The following is a 20929-nucleotide window of genomic DNA, read 5'->3' as shown; positions in this document are numbered from 1 at the left end:
GTGATCGACGCCCTGAACCACTTGCCGCGCCCCCGGGCCGGCGCCGACCAGCTGGCCGAGCGCTTCAGCGACCTGGCCCCACCCCTCACCGCTCGCCAGGCCGCCGTCGAAAGCGCGCGCTGCCTGTACTGCTATGACGCCCCCTGCGTCAATGCGTGCCCAAGCGACATCGACATCCCGTCGTTCATCCACCGCATCAGCGATGAAAACCTGCAAGGCGCCGCCGAGCGCATCCTTTCGGCCAACATCCTGGGTGGCAGCTGCGCCCGCGTGTGCCCCACCGAAATCCTCTGCCAGCAGGCCTGCGTGCGCAACAACGCCCAGGAATGTGCACCCGTATTGATCGGGCAGTTGCAGCGCTACGCCTTGGACAACGCGCATTTCACCGAGCACCCGTTCACGCGCTCACCGGCTACCGGCAAGCGCATCGCCGTGGTCGGCGCCGGGCCTGCCGGGTTGTCCTGCGCCCATCGCCTGGCCATGCACGGGCATGACGTGGTGGTGTTCGAGGCCCGCGACAAGGCGGGCGGCCTCAACGAGTACGGCATTGCCCGCTACAAGCTGGTCGACGACTACGTCCAGCGGGAAGTGGAGTTCCTGCTGGGCATTGGCGGCATCGAAATACGCCATGGCCAGCGCCTGGGCGGCAACCTCAGCCTGGGCGAACTGCGCGACCAGTACGATGCGGTGTTCCTCGGCCTCGGCCTGAATGCCGTGCGCCAGCTAGGCCTGCCAGACGAGGAAGCACCCGGCCTGCTCGCCGCCACCGAGTACATCCGTGAACTGCGCCAGGCAGCCGACCTGAGCCAGCTGCCGCTGGCCGACCGCTGCCTGGTCATCGGCGCCGGCAACACGGCCATCGACATGGCGGTGCAGATGAGCCGCCTGGGCGCCCGCGACGTCAACCTGGTGTACCGCCGTGGCCACGCCGACATGGGCGCCACCGGCCACGAGCAGGACATCGCCAAGGCTAACCAGGTGCGCCTGCACACCTGGGCGCGCCCCGACGCCGTGCTGCTGGATGACGCCGGCAAGGTGCGCGGCATGCGCTTTGCCCGCACCGAACTAACGGACGGCCGACTGCGCGACACTGGCGAAACCTTCGAGCTGCAGGCCGATGCCATCTTCAAGGCCATCGGCCAGCGCTTCGACGATGCCTGCCTCGTCGACCCGGTGGCTGCACAACTGGCCCGGGACGGTGAGCGCATCCGCGTTGACCACACCCTGCAGACCAGCTTGCCGGGCGTATATGCCGGCGGCGACTGCACGGCCCTGGGCCAGGACCTCACTGTCCAGGCTGTGCAGCACGGCAAGCTGGCCGCCGAAGCCATCCATGCCCAACTCATGCTCAACGTGGAGGCAGCGTAAATGGCCGACTTGTCTATCGTATTTGCCGGCATCAAGGCACCCAACCCTTTCTGGCTGGCTTCCGCACCGCCAACCGACAAGGCCTACAACGTGGTCCGCGCCTTTGAGGCTGGCTGGGGCGGCGTGGTCTGGAAAACCCTGGGCGAGGACCCGGCAGCGGTCAACGTGTCGTCGCGCTACTCGGCGCACTACGGCGCCAACCGCCTGGTGCAGGGCATCAACAACATCGAGCTGATTACCGACCGTTCGCTGGAAATCAACCTGCGTGAAATCACCCAGGTAAAGAAGGACTGGCCCGACCGGGCATTGATCGTGTCGCTGATGGTGCCGTGCGTCGAGGACTCGTGGAAGTTCATCCTGCCGCTGGTAGAGGCCACCGGTGCCGATGGCATCGAGCTGAACTTCGGCTGCCCGCACGGCATGCCGGAGCGCGGCATGGGTGCGGCGGTCGGCCAGGTGCCTGAGTATGTGGAGCTGGTCACCCGCTGGTGCAAGACCTACTGCTCGCTGCCGGTGATCGTGAAGCTTACGCCCAACATCACCGACATCCGTCAGTCGGCCCGCGCCGCCCACCGTGGCGGGGCCGATGCGGTGTCGTTGATCAACACCATCAACTCCATCACCAGCGTCGACCTGGACCGTATGGTGGCCCACCCCATCGTCGGCGACCAAAGCACCCATGGCGGTTACTGCGGCTCGGCCGTAAAGCCGATTGCCCTGAACATGGTGGCAGAAATTGCCCGCGACCCGCAGACGCGTGGCCTACCGATCTGCGGCATTGGCGGCATCGGCAACTGGCGTGATGCGGCGGAGTTCATGGCCCTGGGCAGTGGCGCCGTCCAGGTGTGCACGGCAGCGATGCTGCATGGCTTTCGCATTGTCGAGGACATGAAGGACGGCCTGGCGCGCTGGATGGACCAGCATGGGCATCGCACCCTCGAGGCGTTCCGTGGCCAGGCGGTAGGGCACACCACCGACTGGAAGTACCTGGACATCAACTACAAATCGGTGGCGCACATCGACCAGGACGCCTGCATTGGCTGTGGGCGCTGCCACATTGCCTGTGAGGACACCTCACACCAGGCCATTGCCAGCACGCTGAAGGCAGATGGCACCCATGCCTACAGCGTGATCGAGGAGGAATGCGTGGGCTGCAACCTGTGCCAGATCACCTGCCCGGTTGAAAACTGCATCGAGATGCAGGCGCAGGATACCGGCAAACCGTACCTGAACTGGACACAGGACCCGCGTAACCCCTACCGCGAGGCCAGTTGAGGTAGATCACTGCCTGAACCCGCAACGCGATCGGTGTAGGAGCGGCCTTGTGCCGCGATGGGGCGCGAAGCGGCCCTGGGGTTTGAGCTTCGCCGCCGAAATTGACGGGGCCGCTTCGCGCCCCATCGCGGCACAAGGCCGCTCCTACAATGGACCGCGTCAGGCTGGAGTCTCGGGTCAGGGCTCCAGCCCGATCCCCCGCAAGATCACGCTGGTCACCGTTTGCACCGCACTCTCGAACGCCATGTCCGACAGCATCTCGCCGCCATTGAGCAACTGCACCTGGTAACCGAAGTCGGCATAGTGCTGGGTGGACGCCCAGATCATGTACAGCAATGCCGACGGCTCAACCGGCAGAATACGCCCCTCCTCCATCCAACGGCGGATCTTGGCTTCTTTCAATTTCGCCCAGGGCACCAGGCTGTCATCCAGGTTCACCCCAAGCACAGGCGCCCCGTGCAGCATCTCTTCGGCCCAGATCTTCGAGCCCAGTGGCCGCGAGCGCGAATGGCCCATCTTGGCCCTGATGTAGCTGGTCAGCACCACACGCGGGTCGTCGAAGTTCTCGAAGCACAGTGCGTCCTGCTTCCACACATCCAGCAGGTCCTGCAGCACCGCGCGGAACAGCTCGTCCTTGGTGCTGAAGTAATAATGCAGGTTGGAGCGCGGCAATTCGGCCTGCTCGGCGATATCGCCCATGGACGTGGCGCCATAACCTTTGTCGGCGAACACCTTTTCCGCCGCCTGCAAAATTTTCTCGATATTGCGTCGGCGGATTTCGATCTTGTGGTTGGCCATCAGGCTTGGGCCGTCCACACCGCCAGTTCATAGCCGTCCGGGTCGATGAAATGGAAGCGACGCCCGCCCGGAAAGGCAAAGGTCGCCCGGCTGATTGTCGCCCCGGCGGCCTCGACCCGCTGCTGTGTGGCATCGAGGTCGTCGGCGTACAAGATGACCAATGGCCCGCCCGGGCGTACTGGCTCGCCGGTGGTGAAGCCACCGGTCAGCCGGCCGTCACTGAACTCGGTATAGGCAGGCCCATAGTCGGTGAACGCCCAGCCGAACACGCTGCCATAGAAGGCTTTGCTGCTTGCGATGTCGCTGACATTGAACTCGATGTTGTCGATCTGCCGGTCAGTACCGCGAATGCCCATGTGTGCTCCGTGCCGTAGGGGGTTTGGCCTAGTCTACTCCGGTCGTTTCACACTTTTATATCAGGCGGCCTGAAACATCCGTGTGATTACAGGCTGATGGCGATGGCTTGATGCGTCACCCATTGGTTGCGATCAGAAGCACGTCTATCCGCAACTCGCCCGGTCCCGCACCGGGCACTGTGCGCGATGAAGATTAAGTGCGGTGTTGATGATGCCGATATGGCTGAACGCCTGGGGGAAGTTGCCGAGCATGCGCTGACCGGCCGGGTCGTACTGTTCCGCCAGCAAGCCAAGGTCGTTGCTCAAGCCGGTGAGGTGCTGGTACAGCGCTTCGGCTTCAGCCTGGCGCCCCAACAATACATAAACGTCTGCCAGCCAGAACGAGCACACTAGGAAGGTGCCTTCCCCCGGCGTCAGGCCGTCGCTGCAGCTGTCACTGTCGTAGCGCATCAGCAGGCCGTTCTTCAGCAGGCGCTGTTCGACCTGCTCCAGCGTGCGCAAAAAGCGTGGGTCATCTGCGGGCAAGAAGCCAGTCAGGGCGATCTGCAACAGGCTGGCATCCATTTCGGACGAGCCGTACGCCTGAACAAAAAACCGGCCACTGGGGTCCAGGCCTTTCTCGCAAACTTCGCGGTGAATGTCGTCAGCCACCTGGCGGTAATGGTCCCCGCGCTCGCGGCCTTCTTCAGTGGTGTCGGCCAACCCTGCGGCACGGTCGAAGGCGACCCAGGCCATCACCTTGGAGTGCACGAACTGTTGCCGGCCGCCGCGCACTTCCCAGATGCCTTCGTCCGGCTCGCGCCAGATGCCTTCGACGTAAGGCATGATCAGGCGGGAGATGGCGGCGCTGCGCGGATGGCGCGGCAAGCCGCCCTTGATCGCCTGGGACATGGCATCGGCCAGTTCGCCATAGATGTCCAGCTGCATCTGCTGCGACGCGGCATTGCCTACCCGCACGGGTTGCGAATGCTCGTAACCGGCCAGCCACGGCAAGGTGTATTCCTGTAGGTCACGCTCGCCGGCCAGGCCATACATGATCTGCATCTGCTCAGGGTTGCCGGCCACCGAGCGCAGCAGCCATTCGCGCCAGGCCTGGGCTTCGTCAAAGTAGCCGAGGTTCATGAAGGCCAGCAGTGTCATGGTGGCATCGCGCAGCCAGCAGAAGCGGTAGTCCCAGTTGCGCTCCCCACCCACACGCTCGGGCAGCGAGGTGGTGACGGCGGCGACGATGCCACCCGTGGGGGCGTAGGTCATGGCCTTGAGGGTGAGCAACGAGCGGCGCACCAGGGCGGTGTATGGCCCTACCTGCGGGCAGCGGGTGGCGAAGGCCTGCCACTGCTCGACGGTTTGGGCAAAAGCCTGGTCGATATCGCAGTCGGGCTGCACGGGCAGGTGCGAGGGTTGGTGACGCAGGCTGAAGATTTGGCGCTCGCCCGTGCCAACACGAAAGCGCGCGACGGTATGGTGGTCGAGTGCATGCGGGGGGACGGTGCTGCACAGGATCAGCCGGTCAGGGCCGGCAACGGCGCTGAGGGTCAGTGGGGCGAGCCGTTCCACCCATGGCACACTGCGACCGTAGTCGAAGCGCATGACCAGGTCCATTTCAAAATTGGTTTCGCCACTGAGACCCTCGACGATCCGCACCACCGAATTGACGTCGCCCAGCGGCATGAAGTCGAGCACCCGGGCACGGCCGGTGGCAGTGACCCAGGTGGTTTCCAGCACGAGGGTGTCGTCCAGGTATTGGCGGCTGCTGTGCTCGACGGGGTCGCAGGGGGCCACGCGCCAGCGGCCGTTTTCTTCGTTGCCCAGCAGGGCCGCAAACACGGCGGGGGCGTCGAAGCGTGGCAGGCAGAGCCAGTCGAGCGAGCCATCGCGGCTGACCAGGGCGGCGCTGCGGCAGTTGCCCAGCAGGGCATAGTCTTCGATGTGGGCAGGCATTGAGTCTCCTTTCGGTTGAACCGGTTTGTTGCCTGTGCCGGCCGCTTCGCGGGGCAAGCCCGCTCCCACAGGGAACCCTACTGCACTTAAGCCGTGTGCAGTACCTGTGGGAGCGGGCTTGCCCCGCGAAGCGGCCGGCACAGGCAACCCAGCTTGATCAGGTCAGCCCAAGCGGTGCCACTCGCGCTTGTCGCGGGTCAGCAATTCATTGCCAGCGTCAGGCCCGTCTTCACCGGCCGGGTACTGATGCACCTCGCCATCCTGGGCCCAGGCATCGAGAAACGGCTGCACCGCTCGCCAGCCGTTCTCGATGTTGTCAGCCCGCTGGAACAGGGTCTGGTCACCGGTCAGGCAGTCGTAAATCAGCGTCTCGTAGCCGGTCGCCGGGGTCATCTTGAAGAAGTCTTTATAGGCAAAGCCCAGCTCCACATTCTCCATCACCAGCTCCGGCCCTGGCCGTTTGGCCTGCAGGTCGAACCACATGCCTTCGTTGGGCTGAATCTGGATTTTCAGGTAGTTGGGCTTGGGCCGCTCCAGCTCCGACTCGCGGAACTGCGCATACGGCGCGGGCTTGAAGCAAATGGCAATTTCGGTGTCGCGCACGCTCATGCGCTTGCCGGTGCGCAAGTAGAACGGCACGCCGGCCCAGCGCCAGTTGTCGATCATCACCTTCAGCGCCACGTAGGTTTCGGTCTGGCTGTCAGGCGCGACATTGGGCTCCTGCCGATAACCGGGCAGCGGCTTGCGCCCCTGCTTGCCGGCACTGTACTGGCCGCGTACCGAGTTCTTCAGGGCCATTTTCGCCGACCATGGGCGAATAGCACCGACCACCTTGGCCTTTTCGCCGCGCACCGCGTCAGCCCCGAACGCAGCCGGCGGCTCCATGGCCACCATCGCCAGCAACTGGAACAGGTGGTTGGGAACCATGTCGCGCAGGGCCCCGGTGCTGTCGTAGAACGCACCACGGGTTTCGACGCCGACCGTTTCCGCAGCGGTGATCTGCACGTGGTCGATGTAGTGGTTGTTCCAGAACGATTCGAACAGGCCGTTGGAGAAGCGGCTCACCAGAATGTTCTGCACCGTCTCTTTGCCCAGGTAATGGTCGATACGGTAGATCTGCCGTTCGCCCATCACTTTCAACAGGCAGGCGTTGAGCGCCTCGGCGCTGGCCAGGTCGGTGCCGAATGGCTTCTCGACCACGACGCGGCGAAAGCCGCCGCCAGACTCGTCGAGCAAGCCGGCCTGCCCCAGGCGCTGCGCCACCTCGGGGAAGAAACGCGGCGAGGTGGCCAGGTAGAAGATGGCATTGCCGTGGCTGGTTTTGTCGATGCGCTTGGCGAGGGCCTGGTAAGTGGCCGGGTCGAGGAAATCGCCCGTCTGGTAATCCAGGCGCTTGGCCAGGCGTGCCCAGAGCTTTTCGTCCAGGCACTTGGCGCTGCCCTCGCCGCCTTTATCCCGCTCGAGCATGAACGCATGCAGGCGCTCTGCAAATTCCTCGGCGCTGGCCGGGTTGTGGTCCACGCCAACGATGCGCAAGTTGCGGTCCAGCAAACCGTCGCGGCTGAGGTTGTATAGCGCCGGCATCAGCAGGCGCTTGACCAGGTCGCCATTGGCGCCAAACAGGAACAGGGTACAGGGAGGCGCGGCTGGAATGGTCTGTTTGGTCATTCGCCTTTCTTCTCGACGTGGCCACCGAAGCCCAGGCGCATGGCCGAAAGGATCTTGTCACCATACGTGCCCTGCTGCTGGCGCGAGCGGAAGCGCGCAAACAGTGCGCTGGACAGCACCGGCACCGGCACCGCCTGCTCAACGGCGGCATCGATGGTCCAGCGGCCTTCGCCACTGTCGGATACCGAGCCACTGAACTGCGACAGCTGCGGGTCGGCCACCAAGGCATCGGCGGTGAGGTCGAGCAGCCATGAGGTTACCACGCTGCCACGCCGCCACACCTCGGCGATCTCGGCCACGTTCAGGTCAAAGCGCTGGTCTTGCGGCAGCTCGTTGCCGCCTTTGCTGCGCAGCAGGTCGAAGCCTTCGGCATAGGCCTGCATGAGGCCGTACTCGATACCGTTATGCACCATTTTCACGTAGTGCCCGGCGCCGGGTGGGCCCGCGTGGATATAGCCGTGCTCGGCGCGCTGATGCTCGCCGCTGCGGCCATGAGTACGCGGGATGTCACCCACGCCCGGGGCCAGCGCCTTGAACAGTGGCTCCAGGCGCTCGAACACGTCCTTTTCGCCGCCGATCATCATGCAGTAGCCACGGTCCAGGCCCCATACGCCGCCAGAAGTGCCGACGTCCAGGTAATGCAGGCCGCGTTTTGCCAGCTCGGCAGCACGGCGCATGTCGTCCTTGTAGAAGGTATTGCCGCCGTCGATGATCGCATCGCCCGGTTCCAGCAGGTCAGCCAACTGCGCGATGGTCTGCTCGGTGGGCTCGCCGGCCGGCAGCATCACCCACACTGCGCGTGGGGCTTTCAGCTTTTGTACCAGCGCACCAAGGTCGTGCGCGCCTTGGGCACCCTCGCCCTCCAGCCCGGTAATGGCCTCGCGGTTGCGGTCGTGCACCACGGTGCGGTGGCCGGCGCGCATCAGGCGCCTTGCGATATTGCCGCCCATGCGGCCCAGCCCGACGATTCCCAATTGCATGAGCCGATGCTCCCTTACGAAATGGATGACAACACAGTCCAGCGTTTCAGATTAGTCCAGCCTGCCGCCCGAGGGTTCAGCGACGAACGGCAAGACCACGATAAACAAAAAAGTTCCCACCAACTGCAAAAGAATTCAGAATGCGCCCCGCGTGAAGCGTCTACGCTTTGACTTGTCACCAGCCAAAACCGCGAGGTGTGCTCATGGGTACCTTGATGCCTGCAACCCCAACCCAGACACTTTATGTCTCCGTGCGCCGTGATGAGCTGCGTAAACTGAAAGACGAACGTGACCAGTTGCGCCAACAGGTCGCCCAGTTGAACCTGTTGCTGGCGCAACAACGTGATGGCGAAAAGGCTGTAAGCCTCTGATCGATTTCTTCAAATCAGGTTTCTGGTAATGCGCAATCGCAACTCACTATGGCTGTGCCAGCTGGCTGAATCTGAGACGGATAATCCGTGATTTTTTGTTTCACGAATCCTTTCCCGTACATGCAAGGCTAGCCATACCTGATCGCTCGGTTTAATCCGCTTGTGGGCATCAGCAAGTCGATGCTGCAAAACAGATAGGGTTTCGAGCTGAGCATTGACCTCACGAGGATTTTGCGGCGAAAAAACCCTCACATCCATAATGTCGCGTTCAAGACGCTGAATTTCCTCGAACGTTGTTTGAACGTGACTCGCACCGCTACCTCCCGAAGGCGCCCCAAAAGAGAGATCTGAACTCCGCTTAACTGAACCGGGTTCGCTTAGGGTAGTAGCGGTGATTGAATCTGTTCGGCGTCCTGGCGACCTGCCGGAGTTGCCAAAAATGCTGGCTACACCCCGTTTCAACCATTTGAAGAAATGGCCTGAGGGGTCCAGGCGATTCACCGGGTCGTTAGCGCAGTAGGCGTATGCGTTCGCCCCCCCTTTGCCGAACGGACTGAGCGTATCGGGTGAGTTAAACCGCATAAGTTCGGGCTTATATCCCCGATACCCGTTACCGAGCAGGTAAAATTTTGAGTGCAAATCCCTGTGTTGAGCGTTGAAGCTCAGAGATGAGTCGAGCCACACAGAGTATCCATAGGGTGCATAAGGGATGCCTGAAGAGTGCTTATGCACTGAGGTCAGCTGATCAATTTTTTCCATGACCTTCGTCCTAGGGAGATCGGCACAATGGTGGTGCCCTAGCCCTGAATGACACAACTGTCAGAAATGCCAGCCAAGGGATTCACTGCGCGTAGAGAATCCAATGCCATGATGACCGGGTTGTCCACGATGAAGAAGTGACTTGCTGCTAGCACCATCATGGTGCGTTACCCCACCCTAGCCACAATTTGGCGCATCCTCCAAACACCCCGCACTGCCTTCGCCCACCTCTTTTCACATCCGGTCACATACGCCAACGTTTGCGTCTATTCCGCGCATAGCAATAGTGACCAATGGGTCACCTTTTTATCTTTTTCTCTCCTACACTCGGGTTTCGGCCCGCCATTTGCTCAACGGAAGAGCGACGAAAAAAAGTCGAACTTTCGCAAACGCCGGCAGGTCAGGAACTAAGTAGGCCAAACGCAAGGGACATTCCCTGGCTCGGCCCACCCATCCCAACCAGTCCAATCGCCTTCGGCCGGAGTGCTGATCGCGTTGTGCCTGCGCGCACGAACCTGGGGCATGGAACGCACTACGCAGAATCCAGAAACAGAGAGAACCAACACGCAATATCGTCACGGGTGCCAGCACCCGGCCAAGCATAGGGACGGAGAGAAGTATGATCAGTGCCGCTGTCGAGCCTCACGTAGATTCATTCAAACCGGACAACCGCGAGCCGCTCACCCCGGATTTCGCCACGACAGGCAAGGCACCCGGCGCCCAGCGCCAGCACAACCCGAACATGCGCAAGATTCTGTTCGTGACCTCGGAAATCGCAGACCTGGTGAAGACCGGCGGCCTGGGCGACGTGTCCTCCGCCCTGCCCCGTGCCCTGGCCCACCTGCACGATGTGCGGGTGCTGATCCCTGGCTACCGGCAGGTGATGGAAAGTGACAACCCGATCCACATCGTGGGTGAGCTAGGCGGCCACGCGGCCCTGCCGCCGTGCAAGATCGGGCGTATGGACATGGCCGACGGCCTGGTCATCTATGTGCTGATCTGCCCCGAGCTGTACCAGCGCGACGGCACACCCTATGGTGCCAACAATGGTCGCGACTGGCCCGACAACCACATCCGCTTCGCACGCCTGGGCCTGGCTGCTGCCGAAATCGCAGCTGGCGAAGGCAAGATCCACTGGACGCCAGAAGTGGTGCACGCGCATGACTGGCCCGCGGGCCTGGCCCCGGCCTACATGCATTGGCGCGGGCTGAACACGCCCACCCTGTTCACCATCCACAACCTGGCCTACCAGGGTGTGTACAGCCGAGGTTGCAGCCCGGAGCTGGCGATTCCCGATCACGCCATGCAGCAGGAAGGCATGGAGTTCTACGGCAAGCTGTCGTTCCTCAAGGCTGGTCTGGCTTACTCCAGCCACATCACCACCGTCAGCGCCACCTATGCCCGGGAAATCACCACGCCGGAATTCGGCTGCGGCCTGGACGGTTTTCTCGCCAGCAAAGCCCAGCAAGGCCTGCTTGGCGGCATCCCCAACGGCATCGACGAAAGCTGGGACTCGGCCACCGACAAACACCTGCAACACAACTTCAGCATCAACGACTGGGAAGGCAAGGCGCGCAACACTCATGAGGTACGCGAGCTGTTCGGCCTGGAGGAATCAGAAGGCCCGTTGTTCGCCGTGGTGTCACGGCTGGTCTATCAGAAAGGCCTGGACCTGACCTTGGGTGTGGCCGACTACATCGTCGAACAAGGTGGGCAGATCGCGATCATCGGCCGTGGCGAGCCGGAAGAAGAACAGGCCATGCGCGAGCTGGCGCTGCGCCACCCGGGCCGCATCGGCGTGCGTATTGGCTTCAACGAGACCGACGCCCGGCGCATGTTCGCCGGCAGCGACTTCTTGCTGATGCCGTCACGCTATGAACCTTGTGGCCTCAGCCAGATGTACGCGCAACGCTTCGGCTCGCTGCCGGTGGCGCGCAATACCGGTGGCCTGGCCGACACCATCGAGTGCGGCGTCACGGGCTTTCTGTTCAACGAGTCGACCGTGGAGAGCTACCGCGAGGCACTCAGCCGCGCCTTCTATGTGTACGGCAAGAAGGACTTGCTGAACGCCATGCGCTGCCTGTCGATGACCCAACCCTTCAACTGGTGCCAGGCGGTTGAGCCCTACGCCCGCCTTTACGAGGACCTGGTCAAGCAGGCACAGCTGAGCCATTACTGAGCGAGGGTCAGAAGATGCACAGGCATGGCGCACACTTAATGGACGCCACGTCGGCGCGCTTCGCCCTCTGGGCGCCGGATGCGCGCAGCGTGAGCGTGGAACTGGAGCAGCAGCCGCCCGTGGCGCTGCTGGCCGATGACGATGGCTGGTTCACCGGCGTTGCCCCGTGCAAGGCTGGCGACCTTTATCATTACCGTATCGACGGCGAACTCCAGGTGGCTGACCCGGCTTCGCGTTATCAGCCCCAAGGCGTACAAGGCCCAAGCCAGGTGGTGGATGTGGCCGGTTACCCCTGGCAACACCCGTGGCAAGGCCGGCCGTGGCACGAAGCGGTGATTCAGGAACTGCATGTCGGTTTGCTCGACGGCTACGCCGGGGTTGCCCGGCACCTGCAGCGCCTGGCCGAGGTGGGCATCAGTGCTGTCGAGCTGATGCCGCTGGGGCAGTTCCCAGGCGAGCGCAACTGGGGCTACGACGGCGTGCTGCCCTACGCGCCTCAAAATACCTACGGCAGCCCCGAGCAGTTATGCGCACTGGTCGATCAGGCCCACGGCGAAGGGCTGATGGTGCTGGTGGATGTGGTGTACAACCACTTTGGCCCCGATGGCAATTATCTGCACCAGTACGCCAGCGCGTTCTTCCGCGAAGACCGGCAGACACCCTGGGGCGCGGCCATCGACTTCCGCCGCCCGCAGGTGCGCGAGTACTTCATCCAGAACGCGCTCATGTGGCTGTGCGACTACCGCTGCGACGGCCTGCGCCTGGATGCCGTGCATGCCATCGACCAGCCCGATTTCCTGATTGAGCTGGCCCAGCGTGTACGCGCCGCCGTAGAACCGGGGCGGCACGTGTGGCTAGTGCTGGAGAACGAGCACAACCAGGCCGCCCTGCTGGAACAGGGTTTCGATGCGCAATGGAACGACGACGGCCACAATGCCCTGCATGTGCTGCTGACCGGCGAAACAGAAGGCTACTACGCCGACTACAAGCAACGCCCCATCGACCAGCTGGCGCGCTGCCTGGCCGAGGGCTTCGTGTTCCAGGGCCAGGCAAACCGCCATGGCACGCCACGCGGCGAACCCAGCGGGCACCTGCCGCCCAGCGCTTTTGTGTTGTTCTTGCAGAACCATGACCAGGTCGGCAACCGTGCCTTGGGCGAACGCCTGACCCGCCTGTGCCCGCCACCGGCCCTGCGCGCAGCCACTGGCCTGTTGCTGCTGGCGCCAATGATCCCGCTGCTGTTCATGGGCGACGACGAGGGCAGTTGCCGGCCGTTCCTGTTCTTTACCGACTTCCATGACGCGTTGGCAGACGCTGTGCGCGAAGGCCGCCGTGGCGAGTTCGCCCATTTCACCGCGTTCGCCGACCCCGAGCAGCGAGAGCACATTCCCGACCCCAACGCCGAACAGACCTTCGAGTCTTCCCGCCCGCAAAACAAGGAAGTGGTCGCCGGCTGGCACGGCCTTTATCAGCAACTGCTGGCCCTGCGCCGCCGCCACGTCATCCCGCACCTGCCCGGTAGCCGCTCACTGGGGGCCGAGGTGCATGGCGACAAAGCGCTGACCGCACGCTGGCGGCTGGGCGATGGCAATACCCTGCGCATCGACCTGAACCTGGCGGCAACTGCGCAGGCCGTCGAACTGCCCGCTGCCGCCACCCGGCTGTTCGACACCAGCGACACCCAACACCCTGATAGCCAACTGGCCCCGTACAGTTGCGTGGTCAGCCTGCTTCCCTCTGACCAGGAGCGCCCATGAGCGAAACCGCCCTGCACCGCTTGGCAAACCGCGTCGGGTTAAGCCGCGACTGGATCGACGCCAACGCCCGGCCCCAGCGCGTCAGCGACGAGGTGCTGTGCAAGCTACTCGCAGGCCTTGGCCACCCGGCCAGCGATGACACGGCCATTGCCGCCAGCCTGCGCGCGGTAGAAGCCGCCGAAGACAGCGAACATTTGCCGCCCTTGCTGACCGCCGACCAAGGCCAGCCATTGGCGCTGTCACGCTATTTCAGCGCTGCCAGCGTCGCCCGCTGCACCTTGGAAGACCAAACCTCGGTTACCCTCAGCCTGGACGAGCAGGCACGCCTGCCAGGTGACCTGCCCATTGGCTACCACCAGGTGGAAATAGACAGCCGCCGCTTCACCGTGGCCGTGGCCCCGCCGCGCTGCTACAGCCTTGCAGACAACGTGCAGCCCCCCCCACGCTGCTGGGGCCTGGCAGTGCAGCTGTACAGCCTGCGCAGGCCCGGCGATGGCGGTTACGGCGACTGCCTGGCGCTGGAGCAGCTGGCCCGCCTGGCCGCCGAGCGCGGTGCCGATGCCTTGGCCATCAGCCCCATTCATGCACTGTCGGCCATCGACCAAGAGCACTACAGCCCCTACTCACCCTCCAGCCGCCTGCTGCTCAACACCCTGTATGCCAGCCCCGCAGCCCTGCTGGGTGAGCGGGAGGTGCGCATGGCCATTGAAGCCTGCGGACTGGAGCAACAACTGGAAGAGCTGGAGCAACGCCCACTGGTTGATTGGCCACGCGCCGCCAGTGCCCGCCTGCGCTTGCTTGAAGCGCTGTACCACGGGTTCAGCCATGGCGACCATCCGCTGCGCAGGGATTTCGATAGCTTCCGCGAGGCCGGTGGCCAGGCCCTGGAGCACCACTGCCGCTTCGAGGTGTTGCAGGCACAGGCTGTAGAGCACGGCCTGGGCGCCGACTGGCGCAACTGGCCAAAGGCCTGGCACGACCCCTATCACCCGGAAGTGGCGGCCTTCGCCAATGCTTACCCGGCCAAGGTCGAGTTCCATGCCTTTTGCCAATGGCTGACCGAACGCGGCCTGCAACGTGCTCAGGAGGCAGCCCGCGGCAACGGTATGGCTGTGGGCTTGATCGCCGACCTGGCGGTGGGTGCCGACGGTGCCGGCAGCCAGGCATGGAGCCGCCAGGATGAATTGCTGGCCGGCCTGACCGTGGGTGCGCCGCCCGACATCCTCAACCGCGCCGGCCAGGATTGGGGCATCTGCGCCTTCTCGCCCGAGGGCCTCAAGCGTAATGGCTACCGCGCCTTTATCGAGATGCTGCGGGCGAACCTGGCACATGCCGGCGGCCTGCGCATCGATCATGTGATGGGCCTGCGCCGGCTGTGGCTGATCCCGCAGGGGGCCAAGCCCAGCGAAGGCGCCTACCTCAATTACCCGCTGGACGACCTGTTGCGCCTGCTGGCGCTGGAGTCGGTGCGCCACCAGGCAGTCATCCTTGGCGAAGACCTGGGCACCGTGCCCGACGGCCTGCGCGAAACACTTGCCGAGAAAGCAGTGTTGGGCATGCGCGTGCTGCCCTTCGAACAGACCCAGCCAGGCCAGTTCAAGCCCATTCTGGACTGGCCAGACAGCGCCCTTGCCACAACCGGCACCCACGACCTGGCCCCGCTGGCCGGCTGGCTGGAAAACCGCGACATCGACTGGAGCCACCGCTTGCAACTGATCGACGCTGCCACCGAACTGCATTGGCGCCAAGACCGCCAGAAAGAACACGACGGCCTGCGCCGCACCCTGGAGGCCAACTACGGCGAACTGAAGGACAACGACGCCGTGATCGACGCGGCCATCCGCTTCGTTGGCCACACCCGTGCGCCCCTGGTGCTGGTACCGCTCGAAGACCTGTTGGGCTGCGAAGAGCAGCCGAACCTGCCAGGCACTACAGCCGGGCACCCTAACTGGAGGCGGCGCTTCACCCAACCGGTGGCAGAACTGCTCGATGACGAAGATGCCGCACGGCGCCTGGAGCTGCTGGCCCAGGCCCGCGAACAGGCCTGGGAGCGTGACCGATGAAGCCGCTGACTGCGACCCTGCGCCTACAGTTTCACAGTGATTTCACCCTCGATCACGCCGTGCCGCTGGTGCCGTACTTCGCCCAGCTGGGTATCAGCCACCTGTATGCCTCGCCCATCCTCAAGGCCCGCGCCGGCTCCCGCCACGGCTACGATGTGGTCGACCCGACCTGCGTCAACCCCGAACTGGGCGGCGAAGCGGCGCTGGAGCGGCTAGTGGCGGCCCTGCGCCAGCATGGCATGGGGCTGATTCTCGACACCGTATCCAACCACATGGCCGTGGGCGGTGCCGATAACCCCTGGTGGCAAAGCCTGCTGGCCTGGGGCCGGCGTAGCCCGTATGCCGAGTTCTTCGATATCCAGTGGCACTCCAGCGACCCGCTACTGGCCGGGCAACTGTTGTTGCCGTTCCTTGGCAGTGACTATGGCGTGGCACTCAAGAACGGCGAAATCCCACTGCAGTTCGACCAGCAGCAGGGGCTGCTGCACGTGGTCCATTACGAGCATAGTTTCCCGATCTGCCCAGTCGATTACGGCTGGATTCTCGCACTCAGCCCGGAGCCTGCGCTCAAGGCCCTGGCCGAACATTTCACTGCGTTGAACGAGTCACCCACACCACTGGCCGCAGCGCTCCCGCTACAAACCGAACTGGCACGCCTGGTGCGTGAAGGGGCTGACCTTGAATCGGCCCTGGTGGCCTTCGACAGCCGCAGCGAGGCCGGCTTCAAACGCTTGCACCTGCTGCTGGAGCGCCAGACCTACCGCCTTGCCAGCTGGCGCACCGCCGCCGATGACATCAACTGGCGGCGATTCTTCGACATCAACGAGCTGGGCGGCCTGCGCGTGGAGCGCGCGGTGGTGTTCGAGGCCACCCACGCCAAGCTGTTCGAGCTGATCGAGCGCGGCCTGGTGGATGGCCTGCGCATCGACCATATCGACGGCCTGGCCGACCCGCGCGGCTATTGCCGCAAGCTGCGCCGTCGGGTCGATAGCCTGTTGGCGCAAAGGCCTTTGCAGGCTGCGTTGGAGCACTTCCCGATCTACGTGGAAAAAATCCTCGGTGCAGGCGAGCACCTGCACCGCGACTGGCTCACCGACGGCACCACTGGCTACGAATTCATGAACCAGGTCTCGCTGCTGCAGCACGACCCGTCCGGCGAAACGCCACTCACCGAGCTATGGGCGAACGTCACCGAACGGCCCGACTTCCCTGAAGAAGTGCGTCAGGCGCGTTACCTTGTGCTCAATGCCAGCCTCGCCGGTGACTGCGAATCGGTCGCCCAGGCGCTGCTGCAGGTCGCGCGCAACGACCTGATGACCCGCGACCTGACCTTGGGCGGCATTCGCCGGGCCTTGCAGGCAGTGGTAGCGCATTACCCCGTGTACCGTACCTACTTCAACGCCTGCGGGCGCCCCGCTGAAGACGAAGGGTTTTTCCAGCAGGCGCTGGCCAACGCCCGGCACGACCTCGGCGAAGCCGACTGGCCGCTACTGGACCACCTTGAACAATGGCTGGGGGGCCAAGCCTGGAAGCGGCTGCCACCGGGCCGCGCCCGCAAGCAACTGCGCCACGCCTGCGTGCGCTTCCAGCAGCTGACCGCGCCGAGCGCGGCCAAAGCCGTGGAAGACACTGCCTTCTACCGCAGCGCCCGGCTGCTGTCGCGCAACGACGTAGGCTTCGAGGCCGAGCACTTCAGCGCCCCGCCCATGCACTTCCATAACGAAGCCCAGCGGCGCCTGCGCGACTTCCCCGACAACCTGCTGGCCACCGCCACCCATGATCACAAGCGCGGCGAAGACACTCGCGCACGCTTGGCCGTGCTTAGCGAACGCGCCCCGTGGCTGGCCAGCCGAGTGGAACATTGGCGTGAACTGGCAGAACCGCTGCGCGCGCAGCTGAACGATGGCTTGGCACCCAGCCCCGGCGACGAGCTGATGCTGCTGCAAACCCTGCTCGGCAGTTGGCCGCTGGAGCTCGACCTGCACGACGAAACCGCCCTGCACCAATACGCCGAGCGTATCCGTCAGTGGCAGCAGAAGGCACTGCGCGAAGCCAAGTTACGCAGCAGCTGGAGCGCGCCGAACGAGGCTTACGAAAGTGCCTGTGCCCGCTACATCGATAGCCTGCTGCTAGGCAGCGAACACCAGCAACTGCGCAAATCCGTGGCCGATGCCGCGCAACTGCTGGCTTGCCCCGGCGCCCTCAATGGCTTGGTCCAAGCCCTGCTGCGCATGACTACCCCCGGTGTGCCCGACCTGTACCAGGGTAACGAATACTGGGACTTCAGCCTGGTCGACCCCGACAACCGCCGCCCCGTGGACTACGCTTCGAGGCGTCGCACCCTGGACGACGCCACGCCGCTAGCCGAGCTGCTGGCGCACTGGCGCGACGGCCGCATCAAGCAGGCCTTGATCGCACGGGTGCTGGACTGCCGCCAGGCCCACGCCGAACTGTTTCGCCGTGGCGCCTACCTGCCACTGACCGTACAGGGCAGGCATGCGGACAAGGTGATTGCCTTTGCGCGCGTGGGTGAAGGTGAACACGCCGTCGTCGTCGCCCCGCGCCTGGCCAGCGGCTTGCTCGGTGGCGCTGCTACACCGTTGATCCCGGCACAGAACTGGGACGACACCCGGGTGGTACTGCCGTTTGCCTTGTCGCCTGCCAACTCGACGGGACTTTTCCGTGGCGCGGCGGTCAGCTCTTCCAAGGAGTTGATGTTGAGCACCGTGCTCGCGGAGTTCCCGGTCAACGTGTTGATACAACAATCTTGAGCATCAGGAGCGTCATGATGAGTGTCGATGAAAAACGTATTCGCGAATTTGCCTATCAGATCTGGGAGTCTGAAGGTAAGCCTGTAGGGGAGGAAGAACGGCACTGGGATATGGCCCGCAAGCTGGCCGAGGCCGAGGCTTTGGCCCCCAAGGCGCAACCGCGCAAGCGCGCGCCGGCCAAGCCCAAGGCAGCCACTGAGCCGAAGGCCCCTGCCGAGCCCAAGGCGGCTGCGCTGCCAGGCGTCAAACCCGCTGCGGCGAAAAAGCCTCGGGCGGTGAAAAAGCCTACTGCCGGTTAAGCCTGTCCCGGCCTCTTCGCGGGTAAACCCGCTCCCACAGGTTCATCACTGGTGCTCAGCGCAGTGCAGGACCTGTGGAAGCGGGTTTACCCGCGAAGAGGCCAATGCAGGACAGCACAATTCCCCTTCTATCACGGCCATTTGAGGATCGTCATGAGCCCCCGCACCCCTAAGAAAACCCGCTCGGTCGCACCATCGCGTATCCGCGAAGGCATGCCCTTCCCCCTCGGCGCCACCTGGGATGGCCTTGGGGTCAACTTCGCGCTCTTCTCGGCCAACGCAACCAAAGTCGAGCTGTGCCTGTTCGACTCCACCGGCGAGCAGGAGCTCGAGCGCATTGAGCTGCCCGAATACACCGATGAGATCTACCACGGCTACCTGCCCGACGCTCATCCTGGCCTGGTTTATGGCTACCGTGTATACGGTCCCTACGAGCCGGAAAACGGCCACCGTTTCAACCCCAACAAATTGCTGATCGACCCCTATGCCAAGCAACTGGTCGGCAGCCTGGAGTGGTCCGAGGCACTGTTCGGCTACACCATTGGCCACCCCGACGGCGACTTGTCGTTCGATGAGCGCGACAGTGCGCCCTTCGTGCCCAAGTGCAAGGTGATCGACCCGGCGTTCACCTGGGGCCGTGACCAGCGCGTGTCTGTTCCTTGGGAACGTACGATCATCTATGAAGCGCACACGCGCGGCATCAGCATGCGCCACCCGGCAGTACCGGAAGAACTGCGGGGCACCTTTGCCGGCCTTGCCAACGACGAGCTGCTCAAGCACATCAAAGACCTGGGCGTCTCCAGCATCGAGCTGTTACCCATTCACGCCTTCGTCAACGACCAGCACCTGCTGGACAAGGGGCTGAACAACTACTGGGGCTACAACAGCATCGCTTTTTTTGCGCCGCACCCGCGCTACCTGGCCAGCGGCAAGATTGCCGAGTTCAAGGAAATGGTCGCGCACCTGCACGACGCCGGGCTGGAGGTGATCCTCGACGTGGTCTACAACCACACCGCCGAAGGCAACGAACGCGGCCCGACCCTGTCCATGCGCGGCATCGACAACGCCTCGTACTACCGCCTGATGCCGGATGACAAACGCTACTACATCAACGATTCCGGCACCGGCAACACCCTGGACCTGAGCCACCCCTGCGTACTGCAGCTGGTCACCGACTCGCTGCGCTACTGGGCCGGCGAGATGCACGTGGACGGCTTCCGCTTCGACCTGGCGACCATCCTTGGCCGCTACCACGATGGCTACAGCGAGCGCCACGGCTTCCTCGTCGCCTGCCGCCAGGACCCGATGCTCAGCCAGGTCAAGCTGATTGCCGAACCCTGGGACTGCGGCCCCGGTGGCTATCAAGTGGGCAACTTCGCGCCGGGCTGGGCGGAATGGAACGACCGCTTCCGCGATACCGCCCGCGCCTTCTGGAAAGGTGACGAGGGCCAGCTGGCCGACTTCGCCGCACGCTTGACCGCCTCGGGCGACATGTTCAACAACCGCGGGCGCAGGCCGTATTCCTCGGTCAACTTCATCACCGCCCATGATGGTTTCACCCTGCGCGACCTTGTGTCGTACAACCACAAGCACAACGAAGACAACGACGAGAACAACCAGGACGGCACTGACAACAACCTGTCATGGAACTGCGGTGCCGAAGGGCCAACCGACGATCCGGACATCAATGCGCTGCGCATGCGCCAGATGCGCAACTACTTCGCCACCCTGCTGTTGGCCCAAGGCACGCCGATGATCGTCGCCGGCGACGAGTTCAGCCGCACCCAGCATGGCAACAACAACGCCTACTGCCAGGACAGCGAAATCGGTTGGGTGAACTGGGACCTGGACCAGGAGGGCAAAGAGCTGCTGGCCTTCGTCAAACGCTTGACCCGCCTGCGCCTGGCCTACCCGGTGCTGCGCCGCTCACGCTTCCTGGTGGGTGATTACAATGAAGCAATCGGGGTCAAGGACGTGACCTGGCTGGCACCGGATGGCAACGAAATGAGCGTGGCGCAGTGGGAAGACCCGCACGGGCGCTGCCTGGGCATGCTGATCGACGGCCGCGCGCAGGTCAGCGGCATCGCCCGGCCAGGGTCCGAGGCCACAGTGCTATTGATCGTCAATGCCCACCATGACGTTGTGCCATTCAAGTTGCCAGCGGTACCCGAAGGCGATTACTGGAGCTGCCTGATCGATACCGACCGGCCGGAGTTGCGCAAGGGCCAACATCTGCAGTTCGACAGCACGTTCGAGGTCAAAGGGCGGTCGATGCTGCTGATGGTGTTGCAGCACGAGGAGGAGTGAACCCGGGGTGGTCCTACCGCCAGCAAGCCACCTCCCA

The 20929-nt window shown here is 63.8% G+C and carries 15 protein-coding genes; 9 read left to right on the top strand and 6 right to left on the bottom strand.

Annotated elements, in window-relative coordinates; translation table 11 throughout:
- Entirely contained in the window at window positions 1-1368 is a 1368-nt protein-coding gene (locus J3A71_RS10860; protein ID WP_096426535.1) for an NAD(P)-dependent oxidoreductase, read from the top strand.
- Window positions 1369-2643, top strand: a complete 1275-nt coding sequence (gene preA / locus J3A71_RS10855; RefSeq protein WP_023047434.1) for an NAD-dependent dihydropyrimidine dehydrogenase subunit PreA — start codon at window positions 1369-1371, stop codon at window positions 2641-2643.
- A 177-nt stretch (window positions 2644-2820) separates the two neighbouring features.
- Here the strand turns inward: preA and J3A71_RS10850 are convergent, their stop codons facing one another.
- From J3A71_RS10850 to gnd, 5 genes are all read right to left on the bottom strand, one after another.
- Window positions 2821-3441 carry a TetR/AcrR family transcriptional regulator gene (locus J3A71_RS10850; protein WP_096426983.1) on the bottom strand — a complete coding sequence of 207 codons (621 nt, stop codon included), beginning with the start codon at window positions 3439-3441 and terminating at the stop codon, window positions 2821-2823.
- The gene (locus J3A71_RS10845) at window positions 3441-3797 is read right to left on the bottom strand and encodes a VOC family protein (RefSeq protein ID WP_023047436.1); all 357 of its coding nucleotides are present in this window, start codon (window positions 3795-3797) and stop codon (window positions 3441-3443) included. The genes J3A71_RS10850 and J3A71_RS10845 overlap by 1 nt, the downstream gene beginning before the upstream one ends.
- Before the next feature lie 144 nt (window positions 3798-3941).
- The gene (locus tag J3A71_RS10840; RefSeq protein WP_016488152.1) at window positions 3942-5738 is read right to left on the bottom strand and encodes a glycoside hydrolase family 15 protein; all 1797 of its coding nucleotides are present in this window, start codon (window positions 5736-5738) and stop codon (window positions 3942-3944) included.
- Window positions 5739-5900: 162 nt separating this feature from the next.
- Window positions 5901-7406 (bottom strand): glucose-6-phosphate dehydrogenase, encoded by a 1506-nt coding sequence (zwf, locus tag J3A71_RS10835; protein WP_095115628.1) that lies wholly within the window; start codon window positions 7404-7406, stop codon window positions 5901-5903.
- Entirely contained in the window at window positions 7403-8386 is a 984-nt protein-coding gene (gene gnd / locus J3A71_RS10830; protein WP_016488154.1) for a phosphogluconate dehydrogenase (NAD(+)-dependent, decarboxylating), read from the bottom strand. The genes zwf and gnd overlap by 4 nt, the downstream gene beginning before the upstream one ends.
- A gap of 203 nt (window positions 8387-8589) precedes the next feature.
- Between gnd and J3A71_RS10825 the strand changes: the two genes are divergently transcribed.
- Window positions 8590-8757 (top strand): DUF6026 family protein, encoded by a 168-nt coding sequence (locus J3A71_RS10825; protein ID WP_016488155.1) that lies wholly within the window; start codon window positions 8590-8592, stop codon window positions 8755-8757.
- A 9-nt stretch (window positions 8758-8766) separates the two neighbouring features.
- Here J3A71_RS10825 and J3A71_RS31350 read toward each other — a convergent pair whose 3' ends face one another.
- Complete coding sequence (locus J3A71_RS31350) at window positions 8767-9516, bottom strand: RHS repeat-associated core domain-containing protein (RefSeq protein WP_231995278.1); 750 nt, start codon at window positions 9514-9516, stop codon at window positions 8767-8769.
- A gap of 619 nt (window positions 9517-10135) precedes the next feature.
- Here J3A71_RS31350 and glgA point away from each other — a divergent pair.
- The 6 genes from glgA to glgX all read left to right on the top strand — a co-directional run bounded on the left by glgA (window position 10136) and on the right by glgX (window position 20892).
- Window positions 10136-11695 carry a glycogen synthase GlgA gene (glgA, locus tag J3A71_RS10815; RefSeq protein WP_016488156.1) on the top strand — a complete coding sequence of 520 codons (1560 nt, stop codon included), beginning with the start codon at window positions 10136-10138 and terminating at the stop codon, window positions 11693-11695.
- 14 nt (window positions 11696-11709) lie between these two features.
- Window positions 11710-13452 carry a malto-oligosyltrehalose trehalohydrolase gene (gene treZ / locus J3A71_RS10810; protein ID WP_096426536.1) on the top strand — a complete coding sequence of 581 codons (1743 nt, stop codon included), beginning with the start codon at window positions 11710-11712 and terminating at the stop codon, window positions 13450-13452.
- Window positions 13449-15515 carry a 4-alpha-glucanotransferase gene (gene malQ, locus J3A71_RS10805; RefSeq protein WP_070086565.1) on the top strand — a complete coding sequence of 689 codons (2067 nt, stop codon included), beginning with the start codon at window positions 13449-13451 and terminating at the stop codon, window positions 15513-15515. Before treZ ends, malQ begins: the two co-directional genes overlap by 4 nt.
- Window positions 15512-18286: a malto-oligosyltrehalose synthase gene (locus tag J3A71_RS10800; RefSeq protein ID WP_209952847.1), complete on the top strand. Its 2775-nt coding sequence runs from the start codon at window positions 15512-15514 to the stop codon at window positions 18284-18286. Before malQ ends, J3A71_RS10800 begins: the two co-directional genes overlap by 4 nt.
- A 14-nt stretch (window positions 18287-18300) precedes the next feature.
- Entirely contained in the window at window positions 18301-18585 is a 285-nt protein-coding gene (locus tag J3A71_RS10795; protein ID WP_016488160.1) for a DUF2934 domain-containing protein, read from the top strand.
- Window positions 18586-18738: 153 nt separating this feature from the next.
- Window positions 18739-20892, top strand: a complete 2154-nt coding sequence (glgX, locus tag J3A71_RS10790) for a glycogen debranching protein GlgX (protein WP_016488161.1) — start codon at window positions 18739-18741, stop codon at window positions 20890-20892.
- Window positions 20893-20929: the final 37 nt, after the last annotated feature.

Source organism: Pseudomonas sp. PvP089, assembly GCF_017875165.1.
Classification (GTDB): domain Bacteria; phylum Pseudomonadota; class Gammaproteobacteria; order Pseudomonadales; family Pseudomonadaceae; genus Aquipseudomonas; species Aquipseudomonas fortuita.
This window is presented reverse-complemented; position numbering and strand designations above follow the sequence as displayed.

Excerpts from the sequence above, each read along its gene's own strand:
- glgX (WP_016488161.1), top strand. The coding sequence starts at position 18,739 with ATGAGCCCCCGCACCCCTAAGAAAACCCGCTCGGTCGCACCATCGCGT.
- J3A71_RS10800 (WP_209952847.1), top strand. The coding sequence starts at position 15,512 with ATGAAGCCGCTGACTGCGACCCTGCGCCTACAGTTTCACAGTGATTTC.
- preA (WP_023047434.1), top strand. The coding sequence starts at position 1,369 with ATGGCCGACTTGTCTATCGTATTTGCCGGCATCAAGGCACCCAACCCT.
- treZ (WP_096426536.1), top strand. The coding sequence starts at position 11,710 with ATGCACAGGCATGGCGCACACTTAATGGACGCCACGTCGGCGCGCTTC.
- malQ (WP_070086565.1), top strand. The coding sequence starts at position 13,449 with ATGAGCGAAACCGCCCTGCACCGCTTGGCAAACCGCGTCGGGTTAAGC.
- zwf (WP_095115628.1), bottom strand. The coding sequence starts at position 7,406 with ATGACCAAACAGACCATTCCAGCCGCGCCTCCCTGTACCCTGTTCCTG.
- J3A71_RS31350 (WP_231995278.1), bottom strand. The coding sequence starts at position 9,516 with ATGGAAAAAATTGATCAGCTGACCTCAGTGCATAAGCACTCTTCAGGC.
- J3A71_RS10845 (WP_023047436.1), bottom strand. The coding sequence starts at position 3,797 with ATGGGCATTCGCGGTACTGACCGGCAGATCGACAACATCGAGTTCAAT.
- J3A71_RS10795 (WP_016488160.1), top strand. The coding sequence starts at position 18,301 with ATGATGAGTGTCGATGAAAAACGTATTCGCGAATTTGCCTATCAGATC.
- glgA (WP_016488156.1), top strand. The coding sequence starts at position 10,136 with ATGATCAGTGCCGCTGTCGAGCCTCACGTAGATTCATTCAAACCGGAC.
- J3A71_RS10850 (WP_096426983.1), bottom strand. The coding sequence starts at position 3,441 with ATGGCCAACCACAAGATCGAAATCCGCCGACGCAATATCGAGAAAATT.
- gnd (WP_016488154.1), bottom strand. The coding sequence starts at position 8,386 with ATGCAATTGGGAATCGTCGGGCTGGGCCGCATGGGCGGCAATATCGCA.
- J3A71_RS10840 (WP_016488152.1), bottom strand. The coding sequence starts at position 5,738 with ATGCCTGCCCACATCGAAGACTATGCCCTGCTGGGCAACTGCCGCAGC.
- J3A71_RS10825 (WP_016488155.1), top strand. The coding sequence starts at position 8,590 with ATGGGTACCTTGATGCCTGCAACCCCAACCCAGACACTTTATGTCTCC.